General features: G+C 62.3%; 19 protein-coding genes. All 19 read left to right on the top strand.

The annotated features are described in order from the left end of the window. Positions 1-4 precede the first annotated feature (4 nt). The 19 genes from rplF (at position 5) to C1717_RS07030 (ending at position 13,922) form a co-directional block, all read left to right on the top strand. Entirely contained in the window at positions 5-541 is a 537-nt protein-coding gene (gene rplF, locus C1717_RS07120) for a 50S ribosomal protein L6 (RefSeq protein WP_102372539.1), read from the top strand. A 69-nt stretch (positions 542-610) separates the two neighbouring features. Beyond that, positions 611-973, top strand: a complete 363-nt coding sequence (gene rplR / locus C1717_RS07115) for a 50S ribosomal protein L18 (RefSeq protein ID WP_102372538.1) — start codon at positions 611-613, stop codon at positions 971-973. An 11-nt stretch (positions 974-984) separates the two neighbouring features. Then, positions 985-1,515, top strand: coding sequence for a 30S ribosomal protein S5 (gene rpsE / locus C1717_RS07110; protein ID WP_102372537.1), 531 nt, complete (start codon positions 985-987; stop codon positions 1,513-1,515). 2 nt (positions 1,516-1,517) lie between these two features. Beyond that, positions 1,518-1,700 (top strand): 50S ribosomal protein L30, encoded by a 183-nt coding sequence (gene rpmD / locus C1717_RS07105; RefSeq protein ID WP_102372536.1) that lies wholly within the window; start codon positions 1,518-1,520, stop codon positions 1,698-1,700. A 2-nt stretch (positions 1,701-1,702) separates the two neighbouring features. Further along, positions 1,703-2,152: a 50S ribosomal protein L15 gene (gene rplO / locus C1717_RS07100; RefSeq protein WP_102372535.1), complete on the top strand. Its 450-nt coding sequence runs from the start codon at positions 1,703-1,705 to the stop codon at positions 2,150-2,152. Continuing rightward, positions 2,146-3,414, top strand: a complete 1,269-nt coding sequence (gene secY, locus C1717_RS07095) for a preprotein translocase subunit SecY (RefSeq protein WP_102372534.1) — start codon at positions 2,146-2,148, stop codon at positions 3,412-3,414. The genes rplO and secY overlap by 7 nt, the downstream gene beginning before the upstream one ends. Before the next feature lie 18 nt (positions 3,415-3,432). Then, positions 3,433-4,059, top strand: a complete 627-nt coding sequence (locus C1717_RS07090) for an adenylate kinase (RefSeq protein ID WP_102372533.1) — start codon at positions 3,433-3,435, stop codon at positions 4,057-4,059. Further along, positions 4,056-4,844 (top strand): type I methionyl aminopeptidase, encoded by a 789-nt coding sequence (map, locus tag C1717_RS07085; protein WP_102372532.1) that lies wholly within the window; start codon positions 4,056-4,058, stop codon positions 4,842-4,844. The genes C1717_RS07090 and map overlap by 4 nt, the downstream gene beginning before the upstream one ends. Positions 4,845-5,025: 181 nt before the next feature. Continuing rightward, entirely contained in the window at positions 5,026-5,244 is a 219-nt protein-coding gene (gene infA / locus C1717_RS07080) for a translation initiation factor IF-1 (RefSeq protein ID WP_102372531.1), read from the top strand. Between the two features lie 101 nt (positions 5,245-5,345). Next, positions 5,346-5,459, top strand: coding sequence for a 50S ribosomal protein L36 (gene rpmJ, locus C1717_RS07075; RefSeq protein WP_006363204.1), 114 nt, complete (start codon positions 5,346-5,348; stop codon positions 5,457-5,459). A gap of 16 nt (positions 5,460-5,475) precedes the next feature. Then, entirely contained in the window at positions 5,476-5,850 is a 375-nt protein-coding gene (gene rpsM / locus C1717_RS07070) for a 30S ribosomal protein S13 (RefSeq protein ID WP_102372530.1), read from the top strand. 10 nt (positions 5,851-5,860) lie between these two features. Next, positions 5,861-6,268, top strand: coding sequence for a 30S ribosomal protein S11 (gene rpsK / locus C1717_RS07065; protein ID WP_102372529.1), 408 nt, complete (start codon positions 5,861-5,863; stop codon positions 6,266-6,268). A gap of 19 nt (positions 6,269-6,287) precedes the next feature. Beyond that, positions 6,288-6,884 (top strand): 30S ribosomal protein S4, encoded by a 597-nt coding sequence (rpsD, locus tag C1717_RS07060; RefSeq protein ID WP_102372528.1) that lies wholly within the window; start codon positions 6,288-6,290, stop codon positions 6,882-6,884. Between the two features lie 33 nt (positions 6,885-6,917). Beyond that, positions 6,918-7,862, top strand: a complete 945-nt coding sequence (locus C1717_RS07055; protein WP_102372527.1) for a DNA-directed RNA polymerase subunit alpha — start codon at positions 6,918-6,920, stop codon at positions 7,860-7,862. A 28-nt stretch (positions 7,863-7,890) separates the two neighbouring features. Next, positions 7,891-8,415 (top strand): 50S ribosomal protein L17, encoded by a 525-nt coding sequence (gene rplQ, locus C1717_RS07050; protein ID WP_102372526.1) that lies wholly within the window; start codon positions 7,891-7,893, stop codon positions 8,413-8,415. A 202-nt stretch (positions 8,416-8,617) separates the two neighbouring features. Then, a complete protein-coding gene (locus C1717_RS07045; protein ID WP_102372525.1) occupies positions 8,618-11,149 on the top strand; it encodes an ATP-binding cassette domain-containing protein in 2,532 nt (843 codons plus the stop codon). A gap of 53 nt (positions 11,150-11,202) precedes the next feature. Continuing rightward, complete coding sequence (gene truA, locus C1717_RS07040; RefSeq protein ID WP_102372524.1) at positions 11,203-12,021, top strand: tRNA pseudouridine(38-40) synthase TruA; 819 nt, start codon at positions 11,203-11,205, stop codon at positions 12,019-12,021. A 219-nt stretch (positions 12,022-12,240) separates the two neighbouring features. After that, positions 12,241-13,284: a glycosyltransferase family 2 protein gene (locus tag C1717_RS07035; protein ID WP_219722290.1), complete on the top strand. Its 1,044-nt coding sequence runs from the start codon at positions 12,241-12,243 to the stop codon at positions 13,282-13,284. A 200-nt stretch (positions 13,285-13,484) separates the two neighbouring features. After that, the gene (locus C1717_RS07030; RefSeq protein WP_102372522.1) at positions 13,485-13,922 is read left to right on the top strand and encodes an arginine repressor; all 438 of its coding nucleotides are present in this window, start codon (positions 13,485-13,487) and stop codon (positions 13,920-13,922) included. The last annotated feature ends 17 nt before the right edge of the window (positions 13,923-13,939 follow it).

Raw genomic sequence — 13,939 nt, 5'->3', positions numbered from 1 at the left:
CACCGTGTCCCGTATCGGTAAGAAGCCTGTCCAGATTCCCGCCGGAGTCGACGTGGCAGTCGACGGTTCGCATGTGACCGTCAAGGGCCCCAAGGGCCAGCTCGAGCTTGATATCTACAGCAAGCTCTCCATCTCCATCGAGGAGAACATGCTCACCGTGAGCCGTCCGGACGACGAGCGCGAGACCCGCGCCCGCCACGGCCTCACCCGCGCGCTCATCCAGAACATGGTCACGGGCGTGTCCGAGGGCTACACCAAGTCCCTCGAGCTCGCCGGCGTTGGTTACCGTGTGCAGCTCAAGGGCAAGGACCTCGAGCTCTCGCTCGGTTACTCGCATCCCGTGAACTACGCTGCTCCCGAAGGTATCACCTTCGAGGTGCCCGACAACACGCACATCAACGTGAAGGGTATCGACAAGCAGCAGGTCGGCCAGGTCGCCGCCGAGATCCGCACCAAGCGTCCGCCTGAGCCCTACAAGGGCAAGGGTATCCACTACGTTGGCGAGCACATCCGTCGCAAGCTCGGCAAGGCCGCCAAGTAGTAGGTACGCCCGACTGGTAAGTCCAGCACCCCGTCAGGTGTTGGCAAGATCCTCTAAGGAGATTCAAGGATGGATAAGAACAAAGCGAAGCTCGCCGGCCTCAAGCGTCGCCAGCGTCGCGTCCGCGGGAAGATCTTTGGCACGCCCGAGCGTCCTCGCCTGCGCGTGACCCGCACCAACGCAAACATCTACGCGATGATCGTGGACGACACGAAGGGCCACACCCTTGTTTCGGCCTCGACCCTCGAGCCCGAGTTCAAGGGCACCCACACCTCGAACAAGGAGGCTGCCGAGAAGGTCGGTAAGCTCGTTGGCGAGCGCGCCATCGAGGCCGGCATCAAGGCTGTCACCTTCGATCGCGGTGGCCGTATCTACCATGGCCGCGTGAAGGCCCTCGCCGACGGTGCTCGCGCCGCCGGCCTCGAGTTCTAGGAGGTTTGAGCATGGCTCGTAATCGTGACAACAAGCAGCGCGAGGCCTCCGAGTTCGAGGAGCGCGTCGTCTTCATCAACCGTGTTGCCAAGACCGTCAAGGGCGGTCGCCGCATGTCGCTCGTGGCGCTCGTCGTCGTAGGCGACGGCAAGGGCAACGTTGGTCTTGGCATGGGCAAGTCCGCCGAGGTGCCCCTGGCTATCTCCAAGGCTTCCCTCGATGCCAAGAAGCATATGTTCCATGTGCCCGTCACCGAGTCCGGCACCATTCCGCATGAGGTCGAGGGCCACTTTGGCGCTGGCCGCATCATCATCAAGCCCGCTGTCGAGGGTACCGGCGTCATCGCCGGTGGCGCCGTGCGCCCCCTCTTCGAGCTTGCCGGCATCAAGAACGTCCTCTCCAAGTCGCTCGGTACCGATAACGGCCTGAACATCATCAAGGCCGCTGCCGAGGGCCTCAAGGAGCTCTCGAGCCCCGAGGATGTGGCGGCCCGCCGCGGCATCACGGTCTCCGAGATGTTCGTGGGCAAGAAGGAGGCTTAACGATGGCAGATACCATCAAGGTCAAGCAGGTCCGTAGCACCAACGGCTGCAAGCAGGATCAGGTCAGGACCGTCAAGGCCCTCGGCCTCGGGAAGATCAACCGTGTTCACGAGCTTCCCGACAACGAATCTGTTCGCGGAATGATCTTCAAGGTCAAGCACCTTGTTGAGATTGTAGAGGAGTAGCAATGCAGCTTCATGACCTCACCCCCGCGCCGGGGTCGACCCATAGGCGCAAGCGCATCGGCCGCGGTAACTCCTCCGGCCATGGCACCACGGCCGGTCGCGGCCAGAAGGGCCAGCTGTCCCGTTCCGGCGGCGGCAAGGGTTCGGGCTTCGAGGGCGGCCAGACGCCGCTCGCTATGCGTCTGCCCAAGCTTCCTGGCTTCCGCAATCCCCGTCGCATCGAGTTCGCGCCTGTGAACATCGCTCGTCTTGACGAGAAGTTCGAGGACGGTGCCGTGATCGACGGTGCCGCGCTCAAGGCTGCCGGCATCATCAAGAAGGAATTCCAGCCCGTGAAGGTTCTTGCTGAGGGCGAGACCACCAAGAAGTTCACGGTGCGCGTCGACAAGGTCTCGGCTGCTGCCCAGGCCAAGATCGAGGCCGCTGGCGGAAAGGTCGAGCTCCCGTGCTAACTGGCCTGAAGAACGCGTTCCGTGTCAAAGACCTCCGGGATAAGATTCTCTTCACCATAGCGATGCTCGTTGTGTACCGTATCGGTGCGCACGTTCCTGTGCCCGGTGTCCCCTTCCAGGGGATGCTGGGCCTTTTCGGCGATTCGGGCGCTATGTCGCTGTTGAATCTGTTCTCCGGCGGAGCCCTGAGCTATGTATCGGTGTTCTCGCTCGGCATCATGCCCTACATCACGAGCTCCATCATTATGCAGCTTCTGCAGAGCGTGGTTCCGAGCCTGCACGAGCTTGCCCGCGAGGGCGAGGTCGGTCAGACCAAGATCACCCAGTATTCTCGCTACCTGACGCTTGGCCTAGGGATCCTCAACTCCATCGGCTACCTGTTCCTCTTCAAGAGCTACGGGATCAGCTTCTCCGACGCGGGCGCACCCGAGATCATCTTCGACATCATGATCGTCGGCACGCTCACCGCAGGCGCGATGCTCATCATGTGGATCGGTGAGCTCATCACCCAGCGCGGTATCGGTAACGGCATGTCGCTCATCATCTTCGCCAACATCATGGCGGGGTTGCCGCAGGCTGTTGCCTCCTCCATGTCGGATGGCTCGATGGGCCTCGTGATCACGGCCATCATCCTCGTGGTCATCCTGCTCGTCATCCCGTTCATCGTCTACCTCGAGCGCGGTCAGCGCCGCATCCCGGTGCAGTACGCCAAGCGCGTGGTGGGCAGGCGCATGATGGGTGGTCAGTCCACCTATCTGCCCATCAAGGTGAACACTGCGGGCGTCGTGCCGATCATCTTCGCAAGCGCGCTTCTCTACTTCCCGGCGCAGCTTGCGGTCTTCTTCCCCAACGTCGGTTGGGTGCAGGTGGTCGCCAATGCACTCGCCACGGGCTGGATCAACTGGATCTTGAACGTGGTGCTCATCGTGTTCTTTGCGTACTTCTATACGTCGATGATCTTCAACCCCGACGAGACGGCCGAGAACCTCAAGCGCCAGGGCGGCTTCATCCCCGGCGTGCGTCCCGGTCGCGCCACGGCGAACTACATCAAGAACGCCCTCAACAAGATCACGCTCCCCAGTGCGATCTTCCTGGCGCTCATCGCCATCTTCCCGTCGATCGTCTTCTCGGCGACCGGCAACCAGCTCATCCAGTCGTTCGGCGGCACGTCCGTCCTCATCATGGTCGGCGTGGTCCTCGATACCATCGATAAGGTGGAGGGCCAGCTCAAGATGTACGACTACGATGGCTTCTTCAAGTAAGTCAGAGAGGAGTCACCCATGAACATCGTTCTGTTGGGAGCGCCCGGTGCCGGTAAGGGCACCATGGCTCAGAAGCTCGTCGCGGATTATGGCGTCGCGCATATCTCTACGGGTGACCTGCTCCGCGCTGCCGTCAAGGGCGGCACCGAGCTGGGTGTCCAGGCCAAGAAGTACATGGATGCTGGCGAGCTCGTGCCCGATCAGCTCGTGATTGACCTCGTCAAGGAGCGCCTTGCTGCCGATGATGCGCAGAAGGGCTTCATCCTCGACGGGTTCCCGCGCAATACGGTTCAGGCTGTGACGCTCGATTCCGAGCTCGCCGGGATGGGTCGCTCCATCGACTGCGCGCTGCTCATCGATGTCGAGCCCAAGGTCATCATCGACCGTCTTTCGGCCCGCCGGACCTGCCGCGCCTGCGGCTACACCGGCACGGCTTCCGATGCGGTGTGCCCCACTTGCGGTGGCGAGATGTACCAGCGCGATGACGACAAGCCCGAGACCATCCAGAACCGTTTGGATGTCTACCAGACCTCGACCGCCCCGCTCGTGGAGTACTATCGCGGTCAGGGTCTGCTGAAGGCAGTCGACGGTGCTCGCGCTATCGACGTCGTCTACGCCGATGTGAAGGAAGCGCTCGGTCTATGATCAAGATCAAGACTGATGCGGAAATCGAGGAGATTAAGAAGGCCGGAGCGCTGTCTAAGATGGCGCTCCGCCATGTTGGCGCCATGGTGCGTCCCGGCGTCTCCACGTTCGAGCTTGATCAGCTGGCCGAGCAGATCATCCGCATGCACGGCGGAACGCCTGCCTTCAAGGGGTACGGCGGGTTCCCCGGAACCATCTGTGCATCGCTTAACGATGCCGTCGTGCATGGCATCCCCAACCCTGACGTGATCCTGCGCGATGGCGACATCTTGTCGGTGGACACGGGCGCCATCGTCGACGGCTGGGTCGGCGATAACGCTTGGACCTTCTACGTCGGCAATCCCTCGTCTGAGGTCAAAGCGCTCTGCGAGGTCACCCTCGACTGCCTCAAGGCGGGTATCGCACAAGCTGTTCCCGGCAATCGGATCGGTGACATCGGCCACGCGATCCAGTCGCTCGCCGAGTCGCATGGCTACGGCGTGCTCCGCGAGTACGTCGGCCACGGCGTTGGCCGTGTGATGCACGAGGAGCCGAACGTCCCCAACTTCGGCAAGAAGGGAAGGGGCATTCGCCTCGAGGCGGGCATGGTTATCGCCATCGAGCCCATGATCACGCTCGGCACGCACCATGTGTCGACCGGTCCTGATGGCTGGATCGTCACGACGAACGACCATCTGCCGGCTGCGCATTACGAGAACACGATAGCCATCACGAACGATGGCCCGATGATTCTCACGCAAGATGCTCAGGGTGCGTGGTGCTCGCTCCAAGGCGGTGTCATGTAGGTCACGATTCTGGTTTCGGGCGTTTGCCGCGCCACTGGATCCAGAACCCTATCGACGGCTCCTCTGCGTGCGCTCGATACGCATGCGGGGGAGTTATGAAGTCATTACGAAAAATCCACGATACAGCACAAAGTGTTGTATCATTCGCTGTTGCTGTCGTTTCCAAGAGAAAGATGTGCCTGTGAAAAAGGAAGATGCAATCGAACTCGAGGGTAAGGTCACCGAGCCGCTCCCCAATGCGATGTTCCGCGTCGAGCTCGAGAACGGTCATTCGGTGCTTTGCTCCATCTCGGGCAAGATCCGCATGAACTACATTCGTATCCTCCCGGGCGATAGGGTCGTTGTGGAGCTCTCTCCCTATGACCTCACGCGCGGGCGCATCACGTATCGCTACAAGTAAGTGACGGCCCGCCCCTTTGGGGCATTCCAGCTAGGGTATTAACGTCTGCGGCTGGACGAGTAGATAGTAGGCAGTGTTTCGCGTATCCGAAAGGAAACATCATGAAGGTACGTCCTTCGGTTAAGAAGATGTGCGACAAGTGCAAGATCATTAGGCGCCATGGCAAGGTGCTCGTCATCTGCGAGAACCCGCGCCACAAGCAGCGTCAGGGTTAAGAGAGGAGATTGAAAGTTGGCCCGTATCAATGGTGTCGACCTTCCGCGTGAGAAGCGCGTCGAGATCGGTCTGACCTACATTTACGGCATCGGCCGCACCACCGCGTCCAAGATCTGCGCGGAGACTAACATCAATCCGGATACTCGCGTCCGCGACCTCACCGACGAGGAAGTCGACGTTATCCGTAAGTACATCGACGAGAACCACATCATGGTCGAGGGCGACCTCCGCCGTGAGCGCAACCAGAACGTCAAGCGCCTTATGGACATCGGTTGCTACCGTGGCCTGCGCCACCGCAAGGGCCTGCCGGTCCGCGGTCAGCGTACGCACACCAACGCTCGCACCCGCAAGGGCCCGAAGCGTCAGATCGGTGCAAAGAAGAAGAAGTAAGGAGCGCTAGATGGCTACTGCAAAGAACAAGCGCGGCGCTGTCACCCGTATCAAGCGCGCTGATCGCAAGAACATCTCCGTGGGGCAGGCGCACATCCGCTCCACGTTCAACAACACGATCATCTCGATCACCGATCCCCAGGGGAATGTCATCGCATGGCGTTCCGCCGGCCAGGTGGGCTTCAAGGGCTCCCGTAAGAGCACGCCCTTCGCTGCCCAGATGGCCGCCGAGGCTTGCGCCAAGGCCGCTATGGAGCACGGCATGCACAAGGTCGCCGTGTTCGTGAAGGGCCCGGGCTCCGGTCGCGAGACCGCCATCCGCTCGCTCCAGGCCGCCGGCCTCGAGGTCACGAGCATCCAGGACAAGACCCCCATCCCGCACAACGGCTGCCGCCCCAAGAAGCGTCGCCGCGTGTAACTGAAAGGATCGCATTACCATGGCAATCGACAGGACTCCTGTTCTTAAGCGCTGCCGCCAGCTCGGGGTCGATCCCGTTGAGCTCGGCTATAGCAGCAAGAAGGAATCGAAGCGTCAGCCCAAGCGTCGCCGTAAGGAATCCGAGTACGGCATGCAGCTGCGCGAGAAGCAGAAGGCTAAGTTCATCTACGGCGTGCTCGAGAAGCAGTTCCATCGCTACTTCGAGCGTGCTCGCCGCATGAAGGGCGTCACGGGTGACAATCTCATGACCCTTCTCGAGAGCCGTCTCGACAACGTCGTGTTCCGTCTCGGCTTCGCCCGCACCCGTCGCGAGGCCCGTCAGACCGTGACCCACGGCCACTTCACCGTGAACGGTGTTCGCGTTGACATCCCCTCCTACCAGGTCAAGCCCGGCGACGTCGTCGCTGTTGGCGAGAAGTATCGCGACCTCCTTCCCATCAAAGAGGCCCTCATCCAGTCCGAGCGCTTCGAGGTGCCCGGCTGGCTCGAGGTCGATATCGAGAAGCTCTCCGGTAACGTGCTCTCGCTGCCCACGCGTGAGCAGATCAGCACTGATATCCAAGAGCAGCTCATCGTCGAGCTCTACTCTAAGTAGTCCATCCGGGCTGCTGAGGCTGGAGGTTAATACATGTCAGAATTCATTAGGCCTCAGGTTCAAGTCGAGGAGATCGATGCGACTTCCGCTCGCGTCTCCGTTGAGCCGCTCGAGCGCGGGTACGGTGACACGCTGGGCAACTCCCTGCGTCGCGTACTCCTGTCCTCCCTGGAGGGCGCCGCGGTCGAGGCGATCCAGATCGATGGAGCCCAGCATGAGTTCATGACCATCCCCAACATGGTCGAAGATGTCACCGACATCGTTCTGAACGTGAAGGGCCTGGTCTTCCGTACTCTGGGCACCAGCGCAGGCGAGGGTACGGCCACCATCTCCGTTGATGGCCCTTGCGAGGTCACCGGTGCGGACTTCTTCATTCCGTCCGAGTTCGAGCTCGTCAATCCCGAGCAGCACATCGCCACGCTCAACGAGGGCGGTCACCTCACCATGAGCATGCGCATCGGCTACGGTCGCGGCTATGTGTCTTACGAGGGCAACAAGCGCGATAACGACCCCATCGGCGTTATCCATGTCGACTCTCTGTTCTCGCCCGTGCGCCGTTGCGCCAAGCTCGTCGAGGCGTGCCGTGTTGGCCAGCACACCGACTACGATCGTCTCGTCCTCGAGATCGAGACGAACGGTGCGCTCACCCCGCGTGATGCCGTGGTCCAGGCCGCGAACATCATCAACCAGCACATGAGTGCCTTCATGAACCTCGCCGAGACCCCCGAGGCGGAGGAGGAGCCTTCCATCTTCGCTCCCGAGGTCACCAGCGACAACGCCGAGCTCGATAAGCAGATCGAGGATCTCGATCTCTCGGTTCGCTCTTACAACTGCCTGAAGCGCGCGAGCATCCACTCCGTGCGCCAGCTGGTGGAGTTCTCCGAGAACGATCTGCTTAACATCCGCAACTTCGGCGTGAAGTCGATCGAGGAAGTTAAGGATAAGCTTGAGTCGATGGGTCTGAGCCTCAAGGCATAGGCTCTGCACATAGAGGAGAAACGAGACCATGCGTCACAACAAGAAGAAAGGCCTGAAGCTCGGTACCGACGCGAGCCATACCAAGGCCATGAAGAAGAGCCTTGCCAAGTCGCTCTTCGAGAACGACCGCATCAAGACCACCGAGACCCGCGCCAAGGCGCTCCGTGGCTACGTCGAGCCCATCATCACCTGGGCTAAGAAGGGCGACCTTCACTCTCGTCGTCTGGCCATCGCCAAGCTCGGCGATAAGCAGCTCGTTGCCGAGATCTTCGACAAGGCCGCTCAGGGCATGTGGGCCGACCGCAACGGTGGTTACACCCGCATCATGAAGCTCGGTCCCCGCAAGGGCGATAACGCCCGCATGGTGATCATCGAGATCGTGAGCGAGCCCGTGGTCAAGAAGGCTTCCAAGGCTGCGCCCAAGAAGGCCGTCGCTCCGAAGAAGGTCGAGAAGGTCGAGGAGGAGGCTCCCGAGGCCGAGGCCGTCGAGACCGAGGAGACCGTTGAGGTCGCCGAGGAGACTACCGATGCTGCCGAGGAGCAGGCCGAGTAACCTCGTCGCCATATGGTTTTTGGCAAGGGCCCCCGTTGCGGGGCCCTTTTTGGTATCGTTTCGGTTGCGCACCGGGCGCTCAGGTGCAATGCGCCGCCTGTGATCGCTTGCGGTTTTGTTTGGAGCAGCGGAGTCCTCTGGGCGATCGTTTGCCTTGATGCGCCCAAGTAACGCGAACGTGAGAGTCGAGAGGCGAGGTGGCATGCTCGAGGTCGTCGATGTGGAGGTGGGCTTTACTGCACCGGCAGCAGGTGAGGCACGTGAGCGCAGCGAATCCGTGCAACCGCTTGGCGTTCAGGCCCTCGCTGGCGTTTCGTGCACCATCGCACCCGGTGAGATGGTTGCGATCATCGGTCGCAACGGTTCGGGCAAAACCACGCTTGCGCGCGTCATGTGCGGCGCTCAGGCTCCCGATATGGGTATGGTTCGCGTTACCGGGGATAACGAAGCGGTGACCTCTCGAACGGACGAAATTCGGCGTCTAGTGGGCCTGGTTGGCCAGAGCCCCTATGATCAGGCGGTGTCTACCGAAGTACTCGATGAGGTCGCGTTCGGCCCGAGGAACCTCGGCCTGGATGAAGAAGAAGTCTCGGTTCGGTGTGATGAGGCCCTTGCTGCGGTTGGTCTGAGCGACTTTGCGGGCAGGCTGGTCTCCACGCTTTCCGGTGGAGAGCTGCAGCGCCTCGCGCTTGCGGGAATACTCGCCATGCATCCTGCCTACCTGGTGCTCGACGAGGTGACCGCGCAGTTGGACAGCGCGTGCCGCCCGGCGTTTCGGCGCCTGTTTCGCGACCTCGCGTCCCGGGGTGCTGGCGTGGCCCTCGTCACGCACGATCCCATCGAGGTCATCGCCTGCGATCGCGTGTTGGTTCTTGAAGCGGGCCGCCTGATATGGGAAGGCGCTCCCGCTGACCTGCTTTTAGACGTCGACGGGTATGGGCTGTGGAGCCGCACGCTCATCGATAACCCCTACGTCGAGGCGTTGCGCCGCGCCCTTGAATGCGGCTACGACGTATCTCGAGGGATCGAGCCGGAGGATGTGGGCCGTTGGGTTCGCGAGAGCCTGCGCGCGGGAGTGCTGAACGAGCAGGCTGTATCGGAGCTGCGATCGTGCTGCGCGGCGCCTTCCGCTGCCGTTGATGCCTCGCGACTTGAGGCGGGCCGCGCGGGCGAGCAGGGGGTCTCGGTCGAAGGGGCGACGGTCACGCTTGGTGGCACCCAGGTTCTCGACGGCATCGATTTTGAGGCGCGGCCGCGCGAGATAGTGCTCCTCGCTGGCCGGTCCGGTGCGGGCAAGACCACGCTCGCCTGTCTTATGGCCGGTCTAATCAGCCCGGATGACGGAGCGGTGTACATCTGCGGCGAGCGGCCACGTCCAGGTATGGTGGGTCTTGCGTTCCAGAACCCTGAGCAGCAGTTTTTTCTCGAGAGCGTGGAGGCGGAGCTTGCCTTCGCCCCCCGTAATCTCGGCCTTGGCGAGGATGAGGTTTGCGAGCGCGTCGTGCAGGCGAGGGATCGAACGGCGCTCGACGTGCCGCTTGCTGCAGATCCATTTTCGCTATCCGGCGGGCAGGCCCGGCGCGTGGGGTTCGCCAGCGTTATCACCGCGGACCCGCGGGCGCTTGTCCTCGATGAGCCGACAGCCGGCCTCGACACCCCATCGCGCGCGGCGCTTCACGAGCTGGTGAACTCGCTTGCCGAGGAGGGGCTGCCCGTCGTGGTCGTGAGCCATGACCTAGAGGAGTGGCTGCCCGAGGTGGACCGTGTCATCGTGATCGCAGGCGGCAGGATGGTCTGGGCGGGTAGCCCCTTCGAGCATGCGGACGCCTCGCGGGCGTTCAGGGATGCCGGTATGGAGCCTCCGGAATCATGGCGGCTCATCGAGGAGATGGACGGCCCTGCGATGGGGGAGGGGGCGACCGCGGCAGCAATGCCCTTCGAGGCGGGCGGCGGCGCTCCGGTACCCTTGGCATCCCCGTTGCTCAGTCGCATCGATGCACGGGTGAAGATCGTGCTTCTGCTGGGGGCGACGATCGCGATCTTTGCTGCGCAGGCGCCGTGGGCCCTTGCGCTATGGATACTTGCGGCTGCGGTATCGCTTGGGATGGCGGGCGTGGGCCCGAGCGCGTTGCTCCGCTCGATCAGACCGGTGGCTGCGCTCCTCTTGTTCATCGTCTGCGCGAACCTCGTGTCCTGCGATGGAACGGGCGATATAGCGTTGTGGGGTGCTTTGGGGGTGAGCACGGTAGGTGGCCTCCGAGCGGCAGGGGCTGTGATTCGCATCGCGTTGCTCGTGAGCCTCGCGCTCGCGGTCTCGTCCTCCACGACGCCTACGGCGCTCGCGGACGGCTGCGTTCGCCTCATGCGGCCCCTTGGTAGGTTCAACGTGCCCGTTGCCGATGTGGGTCTTATGCTCTCCATGGCGCTCCGCTTCATCCCGCTCGTCACCGAAGAGGTTCATCGCATCCGAATGGCTCAGGCAGCGCGCGGCGCGGCGTTCGACGAGGCTGGCGTTATTAGGCGCGTGCGCGCGTGGGCATCGGTGCTCACGCCGGTGGTCGTGGGGCTCTTCAGACGGGCCGATCGCGTCGCGGAATCCATGGACGCGCGCTTGTACGAGAGCTCGGCGCGCCTAGGTCCACGGCCTTTGCCGCTCGACGGGCGGAGTCGCGCGGCACTTGCCGTGGGTATCGCGGTTATGGCGTTAGTGGTTATCATGTCCTGCATGGGATAAAGCGAAGGGGCCCGGACAGGACGGAAGGGTCTCATGGGGAGCGGGGAGTGCTGATGGCATTCGACAAGCAGGAGGCCGGTGAGGGCACCATCGTGTTGCGCGTTGCCTACGCGGGCGGCGCGTACAGCGGATTCGCCGAGCAGCCGCAGCCTGGCGTCAGGACGATCGCGGGAGAGCTCAGGCGGGCTCTCGAGACGTTCCTGCGCCGCGGGGTCGAGCTTACCTGCGCGGGCAGAACGGATGCCGGCGTGCATGCGCTCAGCCAGTACGTGAGCTTTTCCGCCGAAGCGGCGGAGCTTAAGATCCCTGCGCGCAGGTGGTTGCGTGCGATGGACGCCCTGCTGCCGCGCGACATCGCCGTAAACGCGGTCTTCCATGCGGCACCAGGGTTCTCGGCTCGCTTCGATGCCGAGGCGCGAACCTACGTCTATCGCATCGCAGACCGGCCCGAGCGCCCCGTGCTCACACGCGACCGGGTTTGGTGGCTGCGAACCCCGCTCGATGACGGAGCGATGCGCGAGGCGATGGGCTGCCTGGTGGGGGAGCATGACTTCAAGAGCTTCTGCAAGGCGGCTTCGGCGGTGGGCAAGCCAACGTGCCGCAACGTGATGGAGGTAGGGTTCTCGCGCGCCCGCGAGCTGGATGAAGAGCTGCTCGAGTTCACCATTACCGGCAACGCCTTCCTGCATTCAATGGTCCGCACCATTGTGGGTACGCTCGCAGAGGTGGGCCAGGGTCGTCGTGAGCCGGGATGGGTCGCCGAGGCCCTTGCTGCCTGCGATCGCGCTGCCGCAGGACCTACGGCCCCTGCTGACGGGCTCGTGTTCCGCGCCGTGCGCTATCCGGAAGGCTCGCTCACCCCGGCACCGTGAGCAGGATGCCTCGCAGCTGCAAATCCGCGTGTTGCTGATATGGTTGCTTGAGATGGCGCCGCCAAGCCTCATCAGGTCCGAAAAAATGGACATGGCGTGCAGCCGTCGGCGAGCGCTTTCGGGCATTTGCCGGGTGCTACCATAACGAATATCAGGCTCGTTTTCCGTATGTTGGGAGGCTTGGGTCCCGTGTCGCGCCGCGCTGCTAAGCAACCGCTCGTGTCCGTCGTCATGACGACGCGCAATGCTGAGCAGCATATTGGTCGCGCGGTCGAGAGCGTGCTTTCCCAAGGCAGTACTGATATCCAACTGCTCGTCGCAGATCGGGGCTCAACGGACGGGACCGTAAGGATCCTCGAGGGCATCGCCGAGCGCGAAATCTCCCTCGATGTCCTGAATCTGGGCGATGCTGACGAGGAGGCCGCTCTCGATGCGGCTATCGCTGCGTCTCGGGGACGCTATATCCTCGTCATGGGGCAAAACGACTGGTTCGCCCCGCATGCGCTCGAAGCGCTAGCCCAAGCTCTTGCAGCCTCTGAGCTCGAGATGGGCATCATGGCCCTCTCGATCGACACCTACCTCGGCCATGGAGAGCGCGTCTCTCAGGTGCTCGACGTGCCCTTGGCGCCCACCTCCTCCGCATCGGAGTTTCGACATGGTGCAGCTCCCCTCATCGAACAGGGCCTGTTCAGCGTGCTGAGGGGCAAGGCGCTTTTGCACGCGCGTATCGATGACCTTGGCTTGCGCATGGCGCTGTGCAAAAGCCAGGTCTCCTTCTTGGCTGCTTATCTCGAAGACGTTGCGCGCGTGGCTGTTGTATCCGATGCCGTCTACCATGCGACGGCAGCAGGCGAGAGCCTTGCTGCTCCCGGCGGTTTGGCGTATGCGCATCGCGAACGCGAGCACGAGCGCCTTCTCGAGCTTGTGTCCTATTGGCATCTCGAGGACGACCACGACCTCGTTATCGCTGTGCACCGCCTGCACTTGCGCCAGATCGTTGCTTCCATCGAGCGAATCGTGCTCGCGCGCGGCATTTCATCTATCGAGCGGACCGAGCGTGTCCGAGATATCCTCGAAGCGCCCGGTACCCAGCGAACCATCGAGGCGCTTGACAAGGCGAGGGGCCCTGCGGGTCTCATGTACCGTTGGGTTGCGCGCCGCAACGTGATGGGCTGCTGCCTTGGTGCTCGCATAAGCAAGCTTGCGTACGCTTCGCGCTTGCCGCTGCCGCGCCATCCGCTTAGCATGCTCGGTCTCATGTAGAGCGGAACCTGCGTCGGTGCCGCCAGGGACTAAGGTCTGTTCGCCTGCGGGCTTTTTTCGCCCATTCGGCTCATCAGTTTGTTAACGGACGTTTACGTGGTTCCGTAACGCGATATTATTCATAAGTGCGCCTTTCTATAGGCTCGTTATGCAATTTGAAGTTACTCGGCGTCGTCTGGGATATACGATGGGAGCGCGTTATGGCTAAGAAGCGGAACGGTCGTCAGGACGCGATCAGGGAGATCGTGCGCAACAAGAACGTCCGCACCCAACGCGTGCTCGTCGAAGAGCTCAAGAAACAGGGATACGACTGCACGCAGGCGACCGTCTCGCGCGACATCGCCGACATGGGCCTTCGCAAGCTTCCCGAGGGGGTCTATGTACTCGCTGAGGACCTCCACCTGCAGCGAATGGTTTCCGAGTTGGTGATCGAGGTCGTGCACGCGGGAAACTTGGTTATCGTGAAGGCGCAGCCGGGTACCGCGTCCGGTATCGCTGCCGCCATCGACGCAGCTGAGCTTCCGGAGGTTCTGGGATCGCTTGCTGGTAACGATACGATTCTTGTCATCACCCGGACCGATGAGGACGGTGCTCACCTAGAGCAGATTATTTCCAAGCTCTGCGACCCGCGCAGCTAAGGGCTTGGTTATTACGA

The organism is Enorma phocaeensis (assembly GCF_900186505.1).
Taxonomy (GTDB): Bacteria; Actinomycetota; Coriobacteriia; order Coriobacteriales; family Coriobacteriaceae; genus Enorma; species Enorma phocaeensis.
The sequence above is the reverse complement of the archived record's forward strand: the minus strand, read 5'-3'. Positions and strand labels throughout refer to the sequence as shown.